The sequence below is a fragment of the Streptococcus sp. E29BA genome (assembly GCF_041807805.1).
GTDB lineage: Bacteria > Bacillota > Bacilli > Lactobacillales > Streptococcaceae > Streptococcus > Streptococcus entericus.
On sequence record NZ_JBGTZA010000006.1, the window covers coordinates 46,771 to 65,360 of the forward strand.

Annotated in this window: 21 protein-coding genes and 3 tRNA genes; 23 read left to right on the forward strand and 1 reads right to left on the reverse strand. The window is 43.8% G+C overall.

From position 1 onward, the window contains the following. The first annotated feature begins 71 nt into the window (after positions 1–71). From ACERC8_RS02330 to yidD, 12 genes are all read left to right on the forward strand, one after another. Positions 72–1,319: a diaminopimelate decarboxylase gene (locus ACERC8_RS02330; protein ID WP_373658298.1), complete on the forward strand. Its 1,248-nt coding sequence runs from the start codon at positions 72–74 to the stop codon at positions 1,317–1,319. Between the two features lie 80 nt (positions 1,320–1,399). Further along, on the forward strand, positions 1,400–1,645 hold the full coding sequence (locus ACERC8_RS02335; protein ID WP_018368317.1) for a YneF family protein: 246 nt from the start codon (positions 1,400–1,402) through the stop codon (positions 1,643–1,645). 155 nt (positions 1,646–1,800) lie between these two features. Continuing rightward, on the forward strand, positions 1,801–2,625 hold the full coding sequence (gene racE / locus ACERC8_RS02340; RefSeq protein ID WP_373658299.1) for a glutamate racemase: 825 nt from the start codon (positions 1,801–1,803) through the stop codon (positions 2,623–2,625). Continuing rightward, positions 2,622–3,017, forward strand: a complete 396-nt coding sequence (locus ACERC8_RS02345) for a hypothetical protein (RefSeq protein WP_373658300.1) — start codon at positions 2,622–2,624, stop codon at positions 3,015–3,017. Before racE ends, ACERC8_RS02345 begins: the two co-directional genes overlap by 4 nt. After that, positions 3,014–4,003, forward strand: coding sequence for a nucleoside-triphosphate diphosphatase (locus tag ACERC8_RS02350; protein ID WP_373658301.1), 990 nt, complete (start codon positions 3,014–3,016; stop codon positions 4,001–4,003). The genes ACERC8_RS02345 and ACERC8_RS02350 overlap by 4 nt, the downstream gene beginning before the upstream one ends. Then, positions 3,985–4,506, forward strand: a complete 522-nt coding sequence (locus tag ACERC8_RS02355) for a metallophosphoesterase (protein ID WP_373658302.1) — start codon at positions 3,985–3,987, stop codon at positions 4,504–4,506. The genes ACERC8_RS02350 and ACERC8_RS02355 overlap by 19 nt, the downstream gene beginning before the upstream one ends. Continuing rightward, the gene (cbpB, locus tag ACERC8_RS02360) at positions 4,503–4,985 is read left to right on the forward strand and encodes a cyclic-di-AMP-binding protein CbpB (protein ID WP_373658303.1); all 483 of its coding nucleotides are present in this window, start codon (positions 4,503–4,505) and stop codon (positions 4,983–4,985) included. The genes ACERC8_RS02355 and cbpB overlap by 4 nt, the downstream gene beginning before the upstream one ends. Beyond that, the gene (xerD, locus tag ACERC8_RS02365) at positions 4,975–5,718 is read left to right on the forward strand and encodes a site-specific tyrosine recombinase XerD (RefSeq protein ID WP_373658304.1); all 744 of its coding nucleotides are present in this window, start codon (positions 4,975–4,977) and stop codon (positions 5,716–5,718) included. Before cbpB ends, xerD begins: the two co-directional genes overlap by 11 nt. Continuing rightward, positions 5,708–6,442 (forward strand): segregation/condensation protein A, encoded by a 735-nt coding sequence (locus ACERC8_RS02370; RefSeq protein WP_373658305.1) that lies wholly within the window; start codon positions 5,708–5,710, stop codon positions 6,440–6,442. Before xerD ends, ACERC8_RS02370 begins: the two co-directional genes overlap by 11 nt. Next, the gene (gene scpB, locus ACERC8_RS02375; RefSeq protein WP_373658306.1) at positions 6,426–7,016 is read left to right on the forward strand and encodes an SMC-Scp complex subunit ScpB; all 591 of its coding nucleotides are present in this window, start codon (positions 6,426–6,428) and stop codon (positions 7,014–7,016) included. Before ACERC8_RS02370 ends, scpB begins: the two co-directional genes overlap by 17 nt. Further along, entirely contained in the window at positions 7,006–7,731 is a 726-nt protein-coding gene (locus ACERC8_RS02380; protein WP_373658307.1) for a pseudouridine synthase, read from the forward strand. Before scpB ends, ACERC8_RS02380 begins: the two co-directional genes overlap by 11 nt. Further along, positions 7,728–7,964 carry a membrane protein insertion efficiency factor YidD gene (gene yidD / locus ACERC8_RS02385; RefSeq protein ID WP_373658310.1) on the forward strand — a complete coding sequence of 79 codons (237 nt, stop codon included), beginning with the start codon at positions 7,728–7,730 and terminating at the stop codon, positions 7,962–7,964. The genes ACERC8_RS02380 and yidD overlap by 4 nt, the downstream gene beginning before the upstream one ends. Before the next feature lie 179 nt (positions 7,965–8,143). On the opposite strand, the gene ACERC8_RS02390 is transcribed toward yidD, so the two are convergent. After that, positions 8,144–9,127 carry an L-lactate dehydrogenase gene (locus ACERC8_RS02390; protein ID WP_373658312.1) on the reverse strand — a complete coding sequence of 328 codons (984 nt, stop codon included), beginning with the start codon at positions 9,125–9,127 and terminating at the stop codon, positions 8,144–8,146. Between the two features lie 180 nt (positions 9,128–9,307). On the opposite strand from ACERC8_RS02390, the gene ACERC8_RS02395 reads away from it, so the two are divergent. From ACERC8_RS02395 to rpsA, 11 genes are all read left to right on the forward strand, one after another. Continuing rightward, on the forward strand, positions 9,308–10,054 hold the full coding sequence (locus ACERC8_RS02395) for a TrmH family RNA methyltransferase (protein ID WP_373658313.1): 747 nt from the start codon (positions 9,308–9,310) through the stop codon (positions 10,052–10,054). A 44-nt stretch (positions 10,055–10,098) separates the two neighbouring features. After that, positions 10,099–10,569, forward strand: coding sequence for an HD domain-containing protein (locus ACERC8_RS02400; protein WP_373658314.1), 471 nt, complete (start codon positions 10,099–10,101; stop codon positions 10,567–10,569). A gap of 145 nt (positions 10,570–10,714) precedes the next feature. Further along, positions 10,715–10,786, forward strand: a tRNA-Arg gene (locus ACERC8_RS02405). Positions 10,787–11,164: 378 nt separating this feature from the next. Next, positions 11,165–13,063, forward strand: coding sequence for a restriction endonuclease subunit S (locus ACERC8_RS02410; protein ID WP_373658315.1), 1,899 nt, complete (start codon positions 11,165–11,167; stop codon positions 13,061–13,063). Between the two features lie 65 nt (positions 13,064–13,128). After that, positions 13,129–15,579: a DNA topoisomerase IV subunit A gene (parC, locus tag ACERC8_RS02415; RefSeq protein WP_373658317.1), complete on the forward strand. Its 2,451-nt coding sequence runs from the start codon at positions 13,129–13,131 to the stop codon at positions 15,577–15,579. Positions 15,580–15,587: 8 nt separating this feature from the next. Beyond that, positions 15,588–16,025 (forward strand): GNAT family N-acetyltransferase, encoded by a 438-nt coding sequence (locus ACERC8_RS02420; protein ID WP_373658318.1) that lies wholly within the window; start codon positions 15,588–15,590, stop codon positions 16,023–16,025. A gap of 61 nt (positions 16,026–16,086) precedes the next feature. Further along, the gene (locus tag ACERC8_RS02425; protein ID WP_373658319.1) at positions 16,087–16,536 is read left to right on the forward strand and encodes a rhodanese-like domain-containing protein; all 450 of its coding nucleotides are present in this window, start codon (positions 16,087–16,089) and stop codon (positions 16,534–16,536) included. Between the two features lie 95 nt (positions 16,537–16,631). Further along, positions 16,632–16,862 carry a DUF2969 domain-containing protein gene (locus ACERC8_RS02430; protein WP_373658320.1) on the forward strand — a complete coding sequence of 77 codons (231 nt, stop codon included), beginning with the start codon at positions 16,632–16,634 and terminating at the stop codon, positions 16,860–16,862. Between the two features lie 60 nt (positions 16,863–16,922). Beyond that, positions 16,923–17,003, forward strand: a tRNA-Tyr gene (locus ACERC8_RS02435). 5 nt (positions 17,004–17,008) lie between these two features. Continuing rightward, positions 17,009–17,080, forward strand: a tRNA-Gln gene (locus ACERC8_RS02440). 100 nt (positions 17,081–17,180) lie between these two features. Beyond that, a complete protein-coding gene (gene rpsA / locus ACERC8_RS02445; protein WP_373658321.1) occupies positions 17,181–18,371 on the forward strand; it encodes a 30S ribosomal protein S1 in 1,191 nt (396 codons plus the stop codon). The last annotated feature ends 219 nt before the right edge of the window (positions 18,372–18,590 follow it).

Genomic DNA, 18,590 nt, shown 5'->3' on the forward strand with positions numbered 1-18,590 from the left:
GCAGAGCTGATGGTCTAGTTTTTTGAGGACTTGTGTTATAATGGGATAAGATTATTTCAGAGGAGAAATAAATGAAAGTACCATTTATCAGTCCTGAAGAACTGAGAACAGTAACAGAGCAGTTTCCGACCCCTTTTCATTTGTATGATGAGCAGGGCATTCGCGAGAAAGCTAGAGCGGTTAATGCTGCATTCGCTTGGAACAAGGGCTTTAAGGAGTATTTTGCTGTCAAGGCGACGCCGACCCCTGCAATTTTAAAAATCTTGCAAGAAGAGAGCTGTGGGGTGGACTGTGCGACAGAGGTAGAACTGCTGATGAGTCACAAACTTGGCTTTACCGACATCATGTTCTCCTCCAACAACACGCCGTCAAGAGAATACGCCTATGCCCAGAAAATTGGGGCAGTGATTAACCTAGATGCCTATGAGGACATCGCTTATTTGGAGCGTGAGGTCGGTCTACCTGAGACCATCTCGTTGCGGTATAATCCGGGTGGCGTTTTTGCTCTGGGAACAGACATCATGGATCACCCTGAGGAGTCAAAATTTGGCATGACTAGGGCACAACTGATGGACGGCTACCGTTACCTGAAAGACCGTGGGGTTAAGAGTTTTGGACTTCATGCCTTCCTAGCTTCAAATACAGTGACCAACGCTTACTACCCCCAGTTGGCACGGCAGCTGTTTGAGCTAGCAGTTGAAATTCAGGCTGAAACAGGTGTGAGCCTTGAGTTTATCAACCTATCAGGTGGTATTGGGGTTAATTACCATCCTGACCAGCAGCCAAATGATATTATGGCTATCGGCGAGGGTGTCCGTCAGGCTTATGAAGAGGTACTCACCCCTGCTGGTCTAGGTGAGGTCAAGATATTTACGGAGTTGGGGCGGTTCATGCTGGCACCACACGGGTTGTTGGTGACGACTGTTACCCATAAAAAACACACCTACCGCTCCTATCTGGGGGTAGATGCCTCTAGTGTCAACCTGCTACGTCCTGCCATGTATGGCTCATATCACCATGTGACCAACATGGATCGTCTTGAAAGCACAGAGACGGCTGTGGTCGATGTGGTCGGTGGGCTGTGTGAAAATAATGACAAGCTGGCGCGGGAACGTGAATTGCCAATGACGGAGATTGGCGATACCTTGGTTATTCACGACACGGGGGCGCATGGGTTTTCTATGGGCTATCAGTACAATGCCAAGCTCCGCTCTGCGGAAATTCTCTGGCAGACTGATGGCACACCGCGTCTCATTCGTCGGGCAGAAACCCCAGAGGACTATCTAGCAACCGTGATGGGCTTTGATTTTGGTGACTAGTCGTTATTTTCCCTTTGTCAATTTGCTTATTTTTTGCTATAATGGTTAAGATAAGAAAATGAAACGGAGTATCGATTGATATGAATATTTGGGTAGCCATGCTCTTGATTACTTTGGCAGGTCTCGGCGGTTTAGTCGGCGGTGCTTTCATCGCTCGTAAACAGATGGAAAAATACTTGGAAGAAAATCCACCATTTAATGCGGATATTATCCGCACCATGATGAGCCAGATGGGTCAAAAACCAAGTGAAGCCAAGGTTCAAGCTGTTGTTCGTCAGATGCAAAAGCAACAGAAGGAAGCAAGAGCTAAAGCCAAGAAAAAATAAGAAGTGGGCAGTGATTGCCAACTTGTCAAATCACGTCCAATGGCGTGATTTTTGATTTTGGTTGGAAGATCTCGTCATCAATTGTAAAAGTAGGTGTCGTCGACGATTAGCGCTGACAGCTCTGCTATTTTTATAAATCTCACAGAAAGAAGACGATGGATAATAGACCTATTGGATTTTTGGACTCAGGCGTTGGTGGCCTGACGGTGGTACGTGAGCTGATGCGCCAGTTGCCCCACGAGCAAGTTGTTTATATCGGTGACTCGGCTAGAGCCCCTTATGGCCCTAGACCTGCCGAGCAAATTAAGACCTACACTTGGGAGCTGGTCAATTTTCTGCGCAAACAGGACGTCAAGATGATTGTACTGGCTTGTAATACCGCAACAGCAGTGGTGTGGGAAGACATCAAGAGCCAACTGGATATTCCCGTTATCGGGGTCATTATGCCAGGAGCCAGCGCTGCGATTAAGGCAACAAGAACTGGGAAAATCGGTATCATCGGCACGCCTATGACGGTGCAGTCGGACATCTACCGCGAGAAAATCACCAGTTTAGCCCCTCAAAGTCAGGTGGAGAGCTTGGCTTGTCCAGCCTTTGTTCCTATCGTTGAGTCCAACCAGATGACCTCACCCTTGGCCAAGAAGGCTGTTTATGAGACCTTGGCGCCTTTGGTTGGTCAGGTGGATACCCTCATTTTAGGCTGTACCCATTACCCGCTCTTGCGCCCTATCATTCAAAACGTTATGGGGCAGGAGGTGGCTTTGGTTGATAGCGGAGCTGAGAGTGTGCGAGACATCTCCGTTTTGCTCAACTACTTCGGCATCAACCGAGACCCTCGCCAGCCGGCGAAAGGTCACCGTTTTTACACAACCGGAGGAGCTGACAGCTTTGCTCATATCGCAGGCGATTGGTTACCAGATGTTCCCTTCACGGTCAACCATATTGATTTAGCAGCTGGCCTAGATGAGGTAACTGTATGACAGATAAGATTTACGAATACAAAGACGATCACAACTGGTTTATCGGTAAGTGGGGCGGACACAATCTTTTATCTCAATTTGCCGAACCCATGTCAAACAAGCTCTATCTGCTCAATCAGCTATTAGCCACTATCCTTGACCAAGCTCCCTTATCTGAGGAGTCTTGGTTAGCTCAACAAGGGTATGACGTTCTGGTGATACGACTGTCCTCACAATTGAGCCTAATTGATTTTGTTCTTTCCATTATTAATCAGGAGACCGAGCGCCAGCTTGTTGCTGAGGACAGAAATGGCGCAATTTTTATCACAGAAGGTCAGCAAGTCGTACAACTCATTCTTCCTCAAGGTGGCCTTCCCCTTGAGCAATTCACAAAAATAGAGGATAAGACATGACAACTAAGATCTACGAATATAAGGACGACAAGAACTGGTTTATCGGTAAGTGGGGCGGGCATAGTTTTCTATCTGCCCTGTTGCCGGAGGAGCAGGAGGAGATTCAGGCTCTTGCCTTTAGGTTGCAAGGGTTATTCCCGCCTTACTATGACGATGACAAAGGCATGCAAGGCTATCAGGTTGAGGTCATCAAAAAAGCCTCTGATGTCTCCTTGATTCGCTTTGTGATTGACATTATCAACGATGCAGCAGGTCGTCAATTGACCATGACACAACAGGCTGGGGGTATTGTGATCAAAGAAGGGGACCGGCTCATTGATGTGTATGTTCCAACAGGTGGTATCAAGGCTTCTGATTTCTTCGGTCAGCAGGCTGGGCTGGGAGATAAGATTCTCATTGCCACTAAAAACGAAGGTAAGACCAAGGAGTTTCGGAAATTCTTTAAGCAACTGGGTATGGCGGTGGAAAACCTCAATGACTACCCAGATTTACCTGATGTGGAAGAGACTGGGACGACCTTTGAAGAAAATGCCCGCCTCAAGGCGGAGACCATTTCCAAACTGACGGGTCAGATGGTGTTAGCAGATGATTCAGGGCTAAAAGTCGATATCCTTGGTGGTCTGCCTGGGGTCTGGTCTGCCCGCTTTTCTGGACCAGGTGCGACTGATGAGAAAAATAACGCCAAACTCCTGCATGAGTTGGCCATGGTCTTTGAGCCTAAAGACCGCTCTGCCCAGTTTCATTGTACTTTAGTATTAGCAGCACCTCATCGTGAGAGCTTGGTGGTAGAAGGTGAGTGGGCAGGATACATCGATTTTGCACCAAAAGGTGATGGTGGTTTTGGGTATGATCCATTATTCTTAGTCGGAGAGACAGGAAAAACGTCGGCAGAGCTTGGTACGGACTATAAAAATTCCCATTCTCATCGGGCGATTGCCCTTAAAAAATTGTTGGAGGTATTTCCAGAATGGCAAGCCTTAAATTAGTGGTCATGAGCGACTCGCATGGTGATCGTGCGGTGGTTGAGGCCATCAAAGAGCATTATCAGGGCAAGGTGGATGCCATATTTCATAATGGGGACTCGGAACTCCCTAGTACGGACAAGATTTGGTCAGGGATTCAGGTCGTACAAGGCAACTGTGATTATGACGAGGGCTACTCCCAGCATCTGGTGACGAGCCTGCCACATCTCACAATCGCCCAGACTCATGGTCATCTCTACGCCATCAATTTTATGTGGGACAAGCTGATTTATTTTGCACAAGAAGCCCAAGCGGACATCTGTCTCTATGGACACTTGCACCGTGCGGCGGCTTGGCAAGAGGGCAAGACGGTTTTTGTCAACCCTGGCTCTGTCAGCCAGCCACGTGGCGAGGTGCAGGAGAAACTCTATGCGGTGATTGAGGCAGATGACAAGAGCATTCGTGTGAATTTTTACGACCTCAATCACCAGCTTTACCCTCGTTTATCAAAGGAATTTAGTCGATGATTGCCAAAGAATTTGAAGAATTTTTATTGTCTCATTGGACAACCTATTTGACACCGGCAGAAGACTTAGCCATTTTTGTTGATACGCATAACACCGATCATGTCATGTTACTCTTGTCAAGAAACGGTTTTTCACGCGTTCCAGTCATCACCAAGGATAGGCACTATGTCGGAACAATCAGCGTATCTGACATTGTTAATTACCAATTTGAACACGAACTGGCTTTAGAGGAGCTGGCTGATTTAGACATTTCGCACATGGTCAATAAACGCCTTGAGGCAATTTTGCCAACAGCTGACCTCACCGAAATCATGCATAAACTGGTCGATGCTTCTTTTCTACCGGTAGTGACTGCCGACGGCTATTTTAAGGGGATTATCACGCGAAAAGCCATTCTCAAGGCTATCAATAGCCTCCTTCATAATTTTGCAGGACATTATCACCTTATTCCTAAGAAAGAAGTCAGTGATGGCCAATAACTTAGAAAGATTTTTAGCAAGTAAGGAGCTCTCAGAAAATAGCAGAGCTGCCTATACTTATGATCTACAGCAGTTTTTAGAAGTGGTGGGAGATGAGATGACAAGCAGTAAGTTGCAGGTCTACGAGACTACTATTTCTACGCTGAAACCTGCTGCTAGAAGACGAAAATTGTCTACCATTAATCAATTTCTCCTGTATCTGTATGAGCAAGGAGAGGTAGGGGCTTATCATCGTTTGAAACCGCTTGATAAGGTGAAACAGACGACCACTCAACTGCCGATTCGAGACTTGTCTGTCTTATTTTCTGAGACTGACCAGACAGCAGGTCAACTGATTGCTCTTTTGATTTGGCAGTTAGGGTTGACCCCCAGCGAGATTCAAAGTATTAAGCAAGCTGATATCAATCTCGATTTTCGGATGTTGACTATCAAAAAAGGAGAATTGATTAGGGTGCTTCCCCTGCCAGAGAACCTAGTTCCCTATCTTGAACGAGTGCAAGCAGGCACTTATCTCCTTGATAAGAACGGCAAATCCTACTCAAGACAATGGCTATTTAATCGCCTGTCTCACTACCTCACCAGTTTGGGATTAGGTGATTTGACCGCTCAAAAACTGCGACAGCAGTACATCATCACAGAATTAAGTCGTGGCGTTAGTCAAGCAAGTTTGGCAAAGCAGCTGGGATTGAAAACGACTCAGACGCTCATGACCTACGAGACACATGGACATTAAATTAAAAGATTTTGAAGGACCGCTCGACCTCCTCCTTCATCTGGTATCTCAGTATAAGATGGACATCTATGAGGTGCCTTTGATTGACGTCATCGAGCAGTACCTTGCTTACGTATCTACTCTGACTGTTCTGCGTTTGGAGGTGGCTGGTGATTATATGGTCATGGCAAGCCAGCTGATGCTCATTAAGAGCCGCAGGCTCTTGCCTAAGTTGGTCGAAGCACCTCCTGAAGACGACGATTTAGAGATGACCTTGCTCCAGCAGTTAGAAGAGTATAAACTGTACAAACAGGTTAGCCAGGATTTAGCAGAACAGCACCAGCAGAGAGCCCTGCATTTTTCTAAGCCGAAAGAGGAAATTGTAGCTGAAGGAATGACCTTGACAGCAGATAAGTCGGTTATCGACCTCTTTTTATCCTTTTCAAAGGTGATGGCAGCGAAACAGGAACAAGTCAGAACCAGTCACACGACCATCGATAAAGATGATTACAAAATCGAGGACATGATGGACGAGATTAGAGACCGTTTTAGCCAAACTCATCAGCTCACTTTGGTAGCTATTTTTGAGCATCGGTCGTCTCTGAGTGAGCTGATTACCCTCTTTTTAGCGGTTTTGGAGCTGATTAAAATCAAGGCGATTGAAGTCACGCAGACAGAGAATTTTGGTGAGGTTTACCTCAAGTGGATAGGAGAGAAAGGAGCGACGGATGTCACACCTAGCTAGGATAGAAGCCCTGCTTTTTGTAGCAGGAGAAGAAGGACTAACTCTACGTCAGTTGGCAGATATGCTCAACCTGTCAGCGTCAGCATTGATCCAACAACTTGACAAATTGGCGACCAAATACCTTTCAGATAGCGAGACGAGCCTTTGCCTTTTAGAAACTGGGAAGGCCTACCGTTTGGTGACAAAAGAAGACTATGCAGCGCTGCTGCAGATCTACGCTAAAACACCAACTAACCAGAGTTTGTCACGAGCTAGTCTTGAAACCTTGTCGATTATTGCCTACAAGCAACCCATTACGCGGCTTGAAGTGGATGACATTAGAGGGGTCAACTCAAGTGGCGCCATTGCTAAATTACTGGCCTTTGATTTGATTGCAGAAGTTGGTAAAAAAGAGGTGATTGGGCGACCCAACCTTTACGCGACGACCCCCTATTTCCTTGATTTTATGGGGATCAATGACCTGACGGAGTTACCAGATGTCTCAAGCATTGTGATTGAGGAAGAAGAGAGTAATCTGTTTGCCTCAGGTGACATAGCAGAGCTACTAGAAGAGAGAAGAGAAGATGAGAATTAATAAATTTATTGCCCACGCTGGCGTAGCCAGTCGCCGTAAGGCGGAAGAGCTCATTAAGCAAGGTCTAGTGACTGTCAACGGCCAGATTGTCACGGAACTAGCGACCACCATCAAGTCAGGTGATTTGGTTGAAGTAGAGGGAACACCAATTTATAACGAAGAAAAAGTCTACTACCTCCTCAACAAACCCAGAGGGGTTATCTCCAGTGTTTCAGATGACAAAGGCAGAAAAACAGTCATTGACCTTTTGCCGACGGTTAAAGAGAGAATTTATCCTGTCGGGCGTCTGGACTGGGATACTACTGGCCTCTTGATTTTGACCAATGACGGTGATTTTACCGATAAAATGATTCATCCTCGTAATGAGATTGATAAGGTCTATGTGGCGCGTGTCAAGGGCATTGCAACCAAGGATAACCTGCGTCCCTTAACAAAAGGTGTTGTCATTGATGGCAAAAAGACAAAGCCTGCACGTTATACCATTCTTAAAGTAGATAAGGAAAAAGACCGATCAGTGGTTGAATTAACTATCCATGAAGGACGGAACCACCAGGTTAAAAAAATGTTCGAAAGTGTCGGTCTTTTAGTCGACAAGCTATCACGAACACGATTTGGGACCCTTGACGTGACAGGGCTTCGTCCGGGTGAATACCGTCGTCTCAATAAAAAAGAAATTAGTCAGTTGCACAACGCAGCCCTTAACAATATCAAATGAAACAATTACTAATTGCCCCTGTTAAGCTCTATCAAACTGTCTTATCCCCACTTTTGCCCCCAAGTTGTCGCTACCAGCCCACCTGCTCTTCCTATATGATAGAAGCGATTGAAAAGCATGGAGCAAAAGGTGTCTTGATGGGCACTGCTCGCATTTGTCGCTGCCATCCATTTGCTGCTGGTGGTGAGGATCCAGTGCCAGACCACTTCAGCTTAAAAAGACAGGACAAATAATGCCTAAATGTCAACTCCCATACTTTGCGCTTCATAAGGGATTATTAGGGCAGAAAAAACTCCTTGTAATAATTGCTTATCCCATGCTTGAGACAAGGCATCATGAATAGTATAGAAAGTCCTGTTTTCTTATTAAAGGGTATGAAAAAATCTGTTGAGTCTTCTCAACAGATTTTTTGTTAATTTTTACAAGCTGAAGCAAATTCTTCTTTGGCAAAAGCTTCATCAATGATAGTTTTGAGTTGGTTAGCAGATGCTTGCATTTTTTGAAGTTCGGCATCGTTAAGAGGAACTTTGACATTTCTAACAATACCGTGTGCACCGATAATAGCTGGTTGACCGATAAAGATGCCCTCAACACCGTCGTATTGACCATCTTGATAAACAGAAAGTGGCAATACAGCATTTTCATCATCAAGGATAGCCTTGGTAATACGGGCTAAGGCAACAGCGATACCGTAATAGGTTGCGCCTTTTTTATTGATGATTGAGTAAGCAGCGTCACGAACAGAAACAAAGAGGTCTACGAGACCTTGCTCATCAACATCACGGTTATCTTGCAACCATTGTTCCAGTTTCACACCTGCAACGTTGGCGTGAGACCAAACGGCAAATTCAGAGTCACCGTGCTCACCCATGATGTAAGCATGGACGGAACGAGCATCGATACCGATTTTATCTGCTAAGGCGTAACGGAAGCGCGCAGAATCAAGTGATGTTCCAGAACCGATAACGCGCTCTTTAGGGAAACCAGAGAATTTCCAAGTAGAGTAAGTCAAAATGTCAACAGGGTTAGCTGCAACAAGGAAAATACCATCAAAGCCTGATGCAACAACTGCTTCAACGATGCTTTTGTTGATGCGCAAGTTTTTTTCAACCAAATCAAGACGAGTCTCACCTGGTTTTTGAGGAGCTCCAGCTGTCAAAACAACGATATCTGCATCATGGCAATCGCTATAATCTGCTGAGTAGATTTTCTTTGGTGAAGTGAATGGCAGAGCATGGCTCAAGTCCTCAGCATCTCCTTGAGTTCTGTCTTTAGCAATATCAATGATACCGAGTTCCTGAGCAATGCCTTGAGTCACCAAGGCAAAGGCATAGGAAGAACCAACAGCGCCATCACCAACGAGGATAACTTTTTTGTGTTGCTTTGTTGCGATCATGTGAAAACTCCTTTGAAAATGATTTACATGTTTATTGTATCACTAAGTCTGCTCTTTGTCAGCCAAAAATTGTGAAAATAGTGATAGAAAGCGTTTTAGAATAACACAGAACTGATTTTTATATAACAAACACATCTTTTCTTTCAGTATTTTTTAAGTGATTATGCTATAATATTTACCATGACTATCATTACCTCTAAAGCAAATAGCTTGATTAAGCAGGCTAAAAAATTACAGCAAAAGAAGTATCGGATCACCTCTTACTTGATTGAAGGCTGGCATCTTGTTGAAGAAGCGCGATTGTCTGGATCAGAGATGCTGCGTGTGTTTGTTTTAGCAGAAGAGGCTTACCGAGTGTCTGATTTGCCACAGGCTGTCTTTGTTAGTCCGGAAGTGTTACGTGAGTTATCAGGTTCGCCATCACCGCAAGGGATTGTTGCGGAGGTTGCCATTTCTCATCCAGATGTAACTAAACTTGAAAAAGGTCGCTATCTGGTCTTGGAAGATGTTCAGGATCCTGGAAATGTTGGGACGATGATTCGGACAGCTGATGCCGCAGGGTTCGATGGGGTGTTGATCAATCATCGCACAGCAGATATTTATAATCAAAAAACCTTACGTTCTATGCAAGGAAGTCACTTCCATTTGCCGATTTACCGCTTGCCTATTGAAGAGATCATTAGCCAGCTGAAGGCTATTGAGGTGCCTGTTTTAGCGACTACTTTGTCTGAGCATTCGGTTGATTATCGGACATTAACTGGCTACGACCATTTTGCTTTAGTGATGGGAAATGAGGGTTCTGGGATTTCAGCAGCAATGGCTGAGCAGGCCGATGAGCTGGTGCATATTCCTATGCCTGGTCGGGCTGAAAGTCTCAACGTTGCGGTAGCTGCAGGGATTATGATGTTCAGACTGGTCAATCTCTGATGATAGCGACATGCTTTGCTATGGCTACTAGAGAGGAAAATAAGATGACTTACAAAGATGACAAGGAATACATGGCTCTGGTCGGTCATTTAATCCGCCACCCAAAGGTACAACGACTAGAAAGTATTGTTCACCATTATCACTCGACCCGTTTGGAGCATTCGATAAATGTGTCTTACACCAGTTATAAAATTGCCAAGAAACTGGGATGGGATGCAGCGAGTACAGCTAGGGCAGGTTTGTTGCACGATTTATTCTATTATGACTGGCGTCACCAAAAGTTTAATAAAAGCCATGCTTGGGTACATCCGCGTATTGCTTTGCGCAATGCTAAAAAGCTAATCAATACGAACAAGGTGGAAGAAGACATTATCTTGAAGCACATGTGGGGAGCAACAATCGCTTTTCCTCGTTACAAAGAGAGTTATATCGTGACCTTGGTGGATAAGTATTGGGCAATCAGAGAAGGCTTGCAGCCTGTGACTAGATTTTTTAAGCAAGTATTTGCCAGTTAGTCTGCGCCTTGATTTGTCGGATGAGGTTGTTGATGAATTAGTTATTGATTAAGCCCTGATGATATATAGATTTAGTAACCGGTGCTTAAAAAATCATCATCTAACTATTTTCAAATTTACTGAAATATGATATACTTGAAAGTAGCCAGCTTTAGTGTAATGGATATCACGCAAGATTCCGGTTCTTGAGATAGGGGTTCGATTCCCTTAGGCTGGATAGAGACGTCTCCCTTTCTTTGTCAATAAGAAAAAGGGATTTTTTTGAAACAAATGGGATAACTTTTGAAATGGCGATAAAAAACGTTGCCATTTTTTATTTTTTCTGTAAAGAACGAATCAGTTTTTACTATTTTAGTAATCTTCATCCTGTATAATTGCGATTAGTTCAAACTGTTTTTAAAGTTTTGAGGTCTATTTTTGATATATTTTGGTATAATGCTAATAGGCTTATTAGTAAAATAAAAGTCTAATGCTATCTAAATCTAAAGACAAATTATACCAAACATAGCTTTAGTGGATTCTCATTTATAACTATTGTTCAGTATAGGGAGTGGAAGAAACTTCGAGATATACTGTAATTTAGTAAAGGAAAAGTATGAGTGAAAAATCAATAGATATGAAAGTGTCTACAAAATTAAAAGAGCAAGGCTATAAAGATAAGGATATTAATTATGGCTATCTTTTACCTTCAAGTGGTAATAAAGATTTTATACCTGATGATGGAAAACTTTATCATTCTAAGTCAGGTAAGACGACACGGGCAGAGTTTGAATATCTTGTTTTTGCAGGAAAAGGAAAAAATAGAACAGAACGCTTGATTCTAATTGAAAATAAAGACACTATCACAAAATTGGGTAAAGTTGAGGATATTGGCAAGGAAGTATCTCTGTATAAATTAGCTGTAACAGATGGTTTTTTCTATGCTCATGATATACTTTCTAAAACAGAAAAAGTCAAGTCAGTTTTTGTGTTAGCTGTAGCTGGAGATGAATTAGAGACAACTGCTATATTTGTTTATAAGCATTCATCTATTATTGATAAATACAGTAAACAAAAAATTTACAAATATGATGATGAAATTTCCTATATTTTTATTGAAAAATGGAATGACTGGGATCAGTTAGAAAAGAATAAATTTAATAAATATATTAACGAAGAAATTTTAGGCTTAAACTCTCCTGATAACGAAATAAATTTAGCTCATATTCGAACTGTCGCAGGAAAATTATCAAATACAATCGATAAAAAATTGAAATTAGATCCTTTCAAGCGTTTATTACTAGTATCAGGATTATTATTAGGCATTAATGAAGATGAGAATGTTATAAAGTATTTTTCAAAAAGTAGTGGTGGTGAACATCTGTACACACAGATAAAGGATGCTTTGCCAGAGGATAAATTTAGCTCGGATAAAAAAGACCAGCTGTTAAATAGTTTTAGGTTTATCAAAAGTGATAAGAAGATAACTAAAGAATTGATAAACCCTAAAACAAACAAGTCAGAAGGTTATCCGCTTGCTCTTATTGCGAAGGAATTAAGCAATGTCATTACTTTGAGTGATACTGTTAACTCAGATGAAACATTATTTTATCAAGAAAAAAATTTTATTGGATTTAGTCATGTCAATAAATTAGTGCCAAAGTATGAGAATTTTAATAAATATCATGCTTTGTATGTAATCTCTGCTTTTAAGAAAGCTATTCGAGGAAAATATGATTACGGGACAAAGTTTACAGAGCATATAGAAGCTACTGAAATAGAACTTCCTGTAAGTGATTATGATTCTTACGAGCCTAATTGGAAGGCTATGGAGAAAATGATTCAATCTGTCACTCCTAAGTATTTGGAAGAGTTAGAAAGACAAGGGCAAGAACAAATTCATAAAATCCACGATAAGCAATCCGGCATAATTAAGCTTTTAGAGATTGAAAATCTTGAGTTGACAAGTGAAGATAGGGAAATTCTTTCGCACTATCCCTCAAAAAAGTGGGAATCGATAAAAGTATCGGATATTTTTGATAAAATTTCAAGAGGAAAGAGGTTGATTGAGGCGCACCGTATAGCAGGAAAATTACCCTTTATTACTGCTGGAGTAAACAATCAAGGAATTTCTAGTTATATTTCAAATTCTGATGTTGAAATATTTCCAGCTAATAGTTTAACGATTGATATGTTCGGGAAGGTTTTTTATCGGAATTTTGAATATGGGGCAGACGACCACGTAGCTATTATGTACAAGGAAGATAATTCTTTGTCTAGAATGGCGTTGTTGTTTATAGCTCCAATTATTAAGCAATCAATTTTGGGAAAATTTGATTATGATCAAAACTTTTATGCTTCAGATGTTTATGATATTACTATAAAATTACCTTTTTTAGATAAAAAACCAGATTGGGAATACATGGAAAAGTTTTCTGAAATTATGGTAAAAAAATCATTGAAAAAATACGAGCAAGAGATTGCTCTTCTTATCAGTAAATTTTTAGAAACGTAGTTTTTATTGCTGAGGATAAGAATTTTTTAGACGGCGATTATCATAAAAAACAAACAGGAATTACTATGTCAAACATTCAACACATGTCCTTAGAGGACATCATGGGAGAGCGTTTTGGGCGCTACTCCAAATACATTATTCAAGAGCGAGCCTTGCCTGATATTCGTGACGGGCTAAAGCCCGTGCAGCGGCGGATTCTCTACTCCATGAACAAGGACGGCAACACCCACGATAAGGGCTATCGCAAGTCGGCCAAATCTGTCGGGAACATCATGGGGAATTTCCACCCTCACGGGGACAGTTCCATCTATGAGGCCATGGTCCGCATGTCGCAGGATTGGAAAAACCGTGAGATTCTAGTTGAGATGCACGGGAACAACGGTTCTATGGACGGGGATCCGCCGGCGGCCATGCGGTACACGGAGGCACGTTTGTCCGAGGTGTCCAGCTTCTTGCTCAATGACATTGACAAGAAAACGGTTCCCTTTGCTTGGAACTTTGACGACACCGAAAAAGAGCCGACTGTCCTGCCAGCAGCCTTTCCAAACTTGCTGGTCAATGGAGCGACAGGGATTTCGGCTGGTTATGCCACCGACATCCCACCGCACAATTTGGCTGAGGTCATTGACGCAGTGGTCTACCTGATTGACCACTCCAATGCCACGGTTGACAAGCTCATGGAGTTCCTGCCGGGGCCTGACTTCCCGACAGGGGGGATTATCCAAGGGGCGGACGAGATTAAAAAGGCCTACGAGACTGGAAAAGGGCGGGTCGTGGTGCGGTCAAAAACCGCTATCGAGAGCCTTAAGGGCGGCAAGGAGCAAATTGTCATTACCGAGATTCCTTATGAGGTCAATAAGGCTGTCCTCGTTAAAAAGATTGATGATGTGCGGGTCAATGCTAAGGTGCCAGGAATTGCCGAGGTGCGTGATGAGAGTGACCGAGACGGCCTACGGATTGCCATTGAGCTCAAGAAAGATGCCGATAGCCAGACCATTCTCAACTACCTTCTCAAGTACACCGACCTGCAAATCAACTATAACTTTAACATGGTCGCCATTGACAACTTCACCCCTCGTCAGGTCGGCTTAGCCAAGATATTGACCAGTTACATTTCCCACAGGCGGGAGGTCATCGTTGCGCGATCTCGGTTTGATAAGGAAAAAGCAGAGCGGCGACTTCACATTGTTGAGGGGTTGATTCGAGTACTGTCCATTCTGGATGAGGTCATCGCCCTCATCCGTGCTAGTGATAACAAGGCTGACGCCAAGGAAAACCTCAAGGTCTCCTACGACTTTACCGAGGAGCAGGCAGAAGCTATCGTGACCCTCCAGCTCTATCGCCTGACCAATACCGACATTGTCACCCTAGAAGAAGAGGACAAGAGCTTGCGTGAGCAGATTGCGACTTTATCCGCCATCATCGGTGACGAGAAGACCATGTACCACCTGATGAAGCGAGAGCTCCGTGACGTTAAGAAAAAGTTTGCCAGTCCACGTCTGTCAGAGCTGCAGGCAGAAGCTCAGTCTATCGAGATTGACACAGCTAGCCTCATCGCCGAGGAGGAGACCTATGTCAGCGTGACCCGAGCAGGCTACCTCAAGCGCACTAGCCCACGCTCCTTCTCTGCCTCTACGGTAGAGGAAATCGGCAAGCGTGAAGATGATGAGCTGATCTTCTTGGCACAGGCCAAGACGACCCAGCACCTGCTGGTCTTCACAGACCTCGGCAATGTCATCTACCGTCCTGTCCATGAGTTGACAGATACCAAGTGGAAGGACATTGGAGAGCACTTGAGCCAAACAGTGACCAATTTTGACCAGCAGGAGCAGGTGCTCTATGCTGAGATTGTTGACCAATTTGACACGACGACCTACGTTGCCACCACGCAGTCAGGGCAAATCAAGCGGGTAGAGCGAAAAGAATTTACCCCTTGGCGAACCTACAAGTCTAAGTCAGTCAAGTTTGCCAAGCTCAAGGATGACACCGACCGTGTGGTGTCCCTCTCGCCAGTTGCCTTGGATGACATCATGGTCGTGACAACCAATGGCTACGCTCTGCGATTTAACGTCGAAGAAGTCCCAGTGATCGGCAGTAAGGCCGCAGGGGTTAAGGCCATCAACCTCAAGGACGGTGACCAAGTAGCCACAAGCTTTGTCGTGACCAGTAGCAGCATGTACCTCTTGACCCAGAGAGGTAGTCTCAAGCGGATGGCTGTCGCAGACATCCCAACCGCCAAGCGGGCAGGTCGAGGCCTTCAAGTCCTCCGTGAGCTCAAGACCAAACCTCACCGTGTCTTTGCGGCAGGCAGTGTCCAGTCAGAAGCTACAGAGCTAGATTTGTTTAGCACAGAAACCAGTCAGCAGACAGAAGTCTTGCAAGTAGTGGACCAAGCAGGCGCGACTTATACCATCAACCTAGCAGAGCTCGGTCAGTCCGAACGCACCAGCAACGGCAGCTTCATCTCGGACACGATTTCAGAGATTGGTGTGGCAAGAGCTAGTATGCTAAAATGAGGTCAAACATGATTCGCTTAGAGACGATTACCCCTGAGAATTGGCGAGTAGACCTAGCCGTTTCGGCTAATCAGTTATCTTTCGTTGCTCCTCGTGAAAGGATTTTAGCCAGAGCCTATGCCTATCGCGCAGAGCATAGCCGTGTGTTTATCATTTTTCATGATGATGTCCCTATCGGGATGGTACTCTACTATGATTACCCCAAAGGTCAGACCTATGAGCTTAGCCAATTTTTCATCGACGAAAGATACCAGGGACGAGGTTATGGGCGTCAAGCCATGTTACAGGTTTTTGATGTCATGCTAGCAGACGGTCGTTACCAGCAGGTTCGGCTATGCTACACAGCTGACAATCCAGCCACTAGGCGATTTTCTAACTCACTTGGTTTCCAAGCAACCTCTGAAGGAGATGATGAAGAGATTGTGATGGTGCGACCTTTAAGCTAACTGATTACTTCCATCTTCCGTAAGAGGCAAGATTTTTACTGAAATATGAACGGAGTATTTTATGAAAAAATTATCTCTCCTAGCCTTGGTAGGGCTAAGCCTGGCGGCTTGCGCTAATCAGCAGACTAGTCAGCCAGCACCCGCACAGACAGAGCGGGCAACAACTAGTATCGATTGGAGCAAGGCTGGTCCTGATGCTCAGAAACATCAGATTAGCTTTGCCGATGTCGAGCAGGCTGTTGCAGATGGTGCCGTTTTCTACGATGTCCGCTCGAAAGCAGAGTATGACTCAGGTAATTTTGGTATCACCGAGAGCTTTCCAATCACCGATATGGAAGCCGGAAAACTGCCAGACCTGCCTAAGGACACGCCGATTTATGTCCACTGCCTCAAAGGCATTCGCTCAGCACAGGCAACGAAAATCTTGCGTGACGCTGGTTTTATAACCATCTATGACATGGGCGGTCTGGTACATGTCGAGGCCATTGGTGGGCAACTGATTAAGCCGTAGAGAAATAGCAGAGCAGATAGGCTGTTGAAGGGACTAATCAAGCTTGTAAGCTCAGCTATTTTCCTGTAAAATAACCATAGAAAGGAAGTGAAACCATGAGTAAAAAGGATAAAAAAATTGACGTTCAGGTTACAGATGCTCAAGTAACTGTGGAAGGGCAGCAAGTTGAAGGGTTTGAGCTCGTTATTGGCAAACGTGTCATTGGGCGCATTGCAGAGCTGGATAATAAATTTGTTACCTTAAAAAATGATAAGGTTGATAGTTTTTTCAAAACGTTGGATTTGGCGATCACACACATTGTTGAAGAATACAACTTAAATCACTAAAAAATAGCTTAAAAGGCTTGCAATCAACAAGAAATTGTGGTAAACTGATTCTTGTTGTATGGGAAGATAGCGAAGAGGCTAAACGCGGCGGACTGTAAATCCGCTCCTTCGGGTTCGGGGGTTCGAATCCCTCTCTTCCCATTTTTTGGGGTATAGCCAAGCGGTAAGGCAACGGACTTTGACTCCGTCACTCGTTGGTTCGAATCCAGCTACCCCAGTCTTGGTCACGGTTCGCCCAGCTGATTTTCAGCGACCTAGAGAAATATTTTTGTTGTCAAAGGTTAGTGCGAGCTAGCTTTTGTTGGAGGATTTTTTAGAATGAATGAATTTGAAGATTTGCTAAACAGTGTTAGCGAAGTGAACCCAGGTGATGTTGTCACTGCTGAAGTATTGACTGTTGATAATGGTCAAGCTAACCTTATCATTAGCGGTACAGGTGTTGAAGGTGTTTTGACACTCCGTGAATTGACAAATGACCGTAATGCAGACATCAACGACCTTGTTAAAGCTGGCGAAACACTCGAAGTGCTTGTTCTTCGTCAAGTTGTAGGTAAAGATACTGATACAGTGACTTTCCTCGTCTCTAAAAAACGTTTGGAAGCTCGTAAGGCTTGGGACAAATTGATTGGTCGTGAAGGTGAAGTGGTTAATGTTAAAGTGACACGCGCCGTTAAGGGTGGTCTTTCAGTTGAGTTTGAAGGACTTCGTGGATTTATTCCAGCGTCTATGATTGACAGCCGCTTTATCCGTAACACTGAAAAATTTGTTGGTCAAGAATTTGACGCAAAAATTAAAGAAGTTTCAGCTGCAGATAACCGTTTCATCTTGTCACGTCGTGATGTTGTTGAAGAAACAACGTCAGTAGCTCGTCAAGAAGCCTTCTCTAAACTGGAAGTTGGTTCAGTTGTTACTGGTAAGGTTGCTCGTTTAACAAGCTTTGGTGCCTTCGTTGAACTCGGAGGAGTTGACGGTTTGATTCACGTGACTGAATTGTCACACGAGCGCAACGTTTCTCCAAAATCAGTTGTAACTGTTGGTGAAGAAGTTGATGTTAAAGTTTTGGCGATTGATGAAGAAGCTGGTCGTGTGTCATTGTCACTTAAAGCAACAACCCCTGGACCTTGGGATGGCGTTGAGCAAAAACTTGCTACTGGTGATGTGATTGAAGGTCAAGTGAAACGTTTGACAGACTTCGGTGCTTTTGTTGAAGTGTTACCAGGTATTGACGGATTGGTTCACGTATCACAAATCTCACACAAACGCATCGAAAAACCAAAAGAAGTTCTTTCAGTTGGTCAAGAAGTAACTGTAAAAGTTCTTGAAGTTAATGCTGAAGCAGAGCGCGTATCATTGTCTATCAAGGCTCTTGAAGAGCGTTCTGGTGAAGATGGTGAAAAACGTCAGTCACGTTCACGTCGTCCACGCCGTGAGCAAAAACGTGACTTTGAATTACCAGAAACACAAACTGGTTTCTCTATGGCTGACTTGTTTGGCGATATTGAGTTCTAATTGATAAAAAATAAATAAACTAAAGTGAGTTTCAATTCAACGAAGATCACTTTAGTTTTTTATGTTTATTTTTAGTATTAGATAAATTGCAAGAATAAGTGCAACAGTTATCCCAACTCATTTATGAGAGCTTCCGAGGGCATTCTGTAAGCCAAGCATTTTCGTGGTCGGTTATTGATGTCAAATAAGACTTTCGCCAATTGTCCATCAGAAATAGCA

Excerpts from the sequence above, each read along its gene's own strand:
- ACERC8_RS02380 (WP_373658307.1), top strand. The coding sequence starts at position 7,006 with ATGAGAATTAATAAATTTATTGCCCACGCTGGCGTAGCCAGTCGCCGT.
- ACERC8_RS02420 (WP_373658318.1), top strand. The coding sequence starts at position 15,588 with ATGATTCGCTTAGAGACGATTACCCCTGAGAATTGGCGAGTAGACCTA.
- ACERC8_RS02400 (WP_373658314.1), top strand. The coding sequence starts at position 10,099 with ATGACTTACAAAGATGACAAGGAATACATGGCTCTGGTCGGTCATTTA.
- ACERC8_RS02350 (WP_373658301.1), top strand. The coding sequence starts at position 3,014 with ATGACAACTAAGATCTACGAATATAAGGACGACAAGAACTGGTTTATC.
- ACERC8_RS02355 (WP_373658302.1), top strand. The coding sequence starts at position 3,985 with ATGGCAAGCCTTAAATTAGTGGTCATGAGCGACTCGCATGGTGATCGT.
- ACERC8_RS02345 (WP_373658300.1), top strand. The coding sequence starts at position 2,622 with ATGACAGATAAGATTTACGAATACAAAGACGATCACAACTGGTTTATC.
- rpsA (WP_373658321.1), top strand. The coding sequence starts at position 17,181 with ATGAATGAATTTGAAGATTTGCTAAACAGTGTTAGCGAAGTGAACCCA.
- parC (WP_373658317.1), top strand. The coding sequence starts at position 13,129 with ATGTCAAACATTCAACACATGTCCTTAGAGGACATCATGGGAGAGCGT.
- ACERC8_RS02335 (WP_018368317.1), top strand. The coding sequence starts at position 1,400 with ATGAATATTTGGGTAGCCATGCTCTTGATTACTTTGGCAGGTCTCGGC.
- ACERC8_RS02370 (WP_373658305.1), top strand. The coding sequence starts at position 5,708 with ATGGACATTAAATTAAAAGATTTTGAAGGACCGCTCGACCTCCTCCTT.
- yidD (WP_373658310.1), top strand. The coding sequence starts at position 7,728 with ATGAAACAATTACTAATTGCCCCTGTTAAGCTCTATCAAACTGTCTTA.
- ACERC8_RS02390 (WP_373658312.1), bottom strand. The coding sequence starts at position 9,127 with ATGATCGCAACAAAGCAACACAAAAAAGTTATCCTCGTTGGTGATGGC.
- ACERC8_RS02410 (WP_373658315.1), top strand. The coding sequence starts at position 11,165 with ATGAGTGAAAAATCAATAGATATGAAAGTGTCTACAAAATTAAAAGAG.
- ACERC8_RS02330 (WP_373658298.1), top strand. The coding sequence starts at position 72 with ATGAAAGTACCATTTATCAGTCCTGAAGAACTGAGAACAGTAACAGAG.
- racE (WP_373658299.1), top strand. The coding sequence starts at position 1,801 with ATGGATAATAGACCTATTGGATTTTTGGACTCAGGCGTTGGTGGCCTG.
- scpB (WP_373658306.1), top strand. The coding sequence starts at position 6,426 with ATGTCACACCTAGCTAGGATAGAAGCCCTGCTTTTTGTAGCAGGAGAA.
- ACERC8_RS02425 (WP_373658319.1), top strand. The coding sequence starts at position 16,087 with ATGAAAAAATTATCTCTCCTAGCCTTGGTAGGGCTAAGCCTGGCGGCT.
- ACERC8_RS02430 (WP_373658320.1), top strand. The coding sequence starts at position 16,632 with ATGAGTAAAAAGGATAAAAAAATTGACGTTCAGGTTACAGATGCTCAA.
- ACERC8_RS02395 (WP_373658313.1), top strand. The coding sequence starts at position 9,308 with ATGACTATCATTACCTCTAAAGCAAATAGCTTGATTAAGCAGGCTAAA.
- xerD (WP_373658304.1), top strand. The coding sequence starts at position 4,975 with ATGGCCAATAACTTAGAAAGATTTTTAGCAAGTAAGGAGCTCTCAGAA.
- cbpB (WP_373658303.1), top strand. The coding sequence starts at position 4,503 with ATGATTGCCAAAGAATTTGAAGAATTTTTATTGTCTCATTGGACAACC.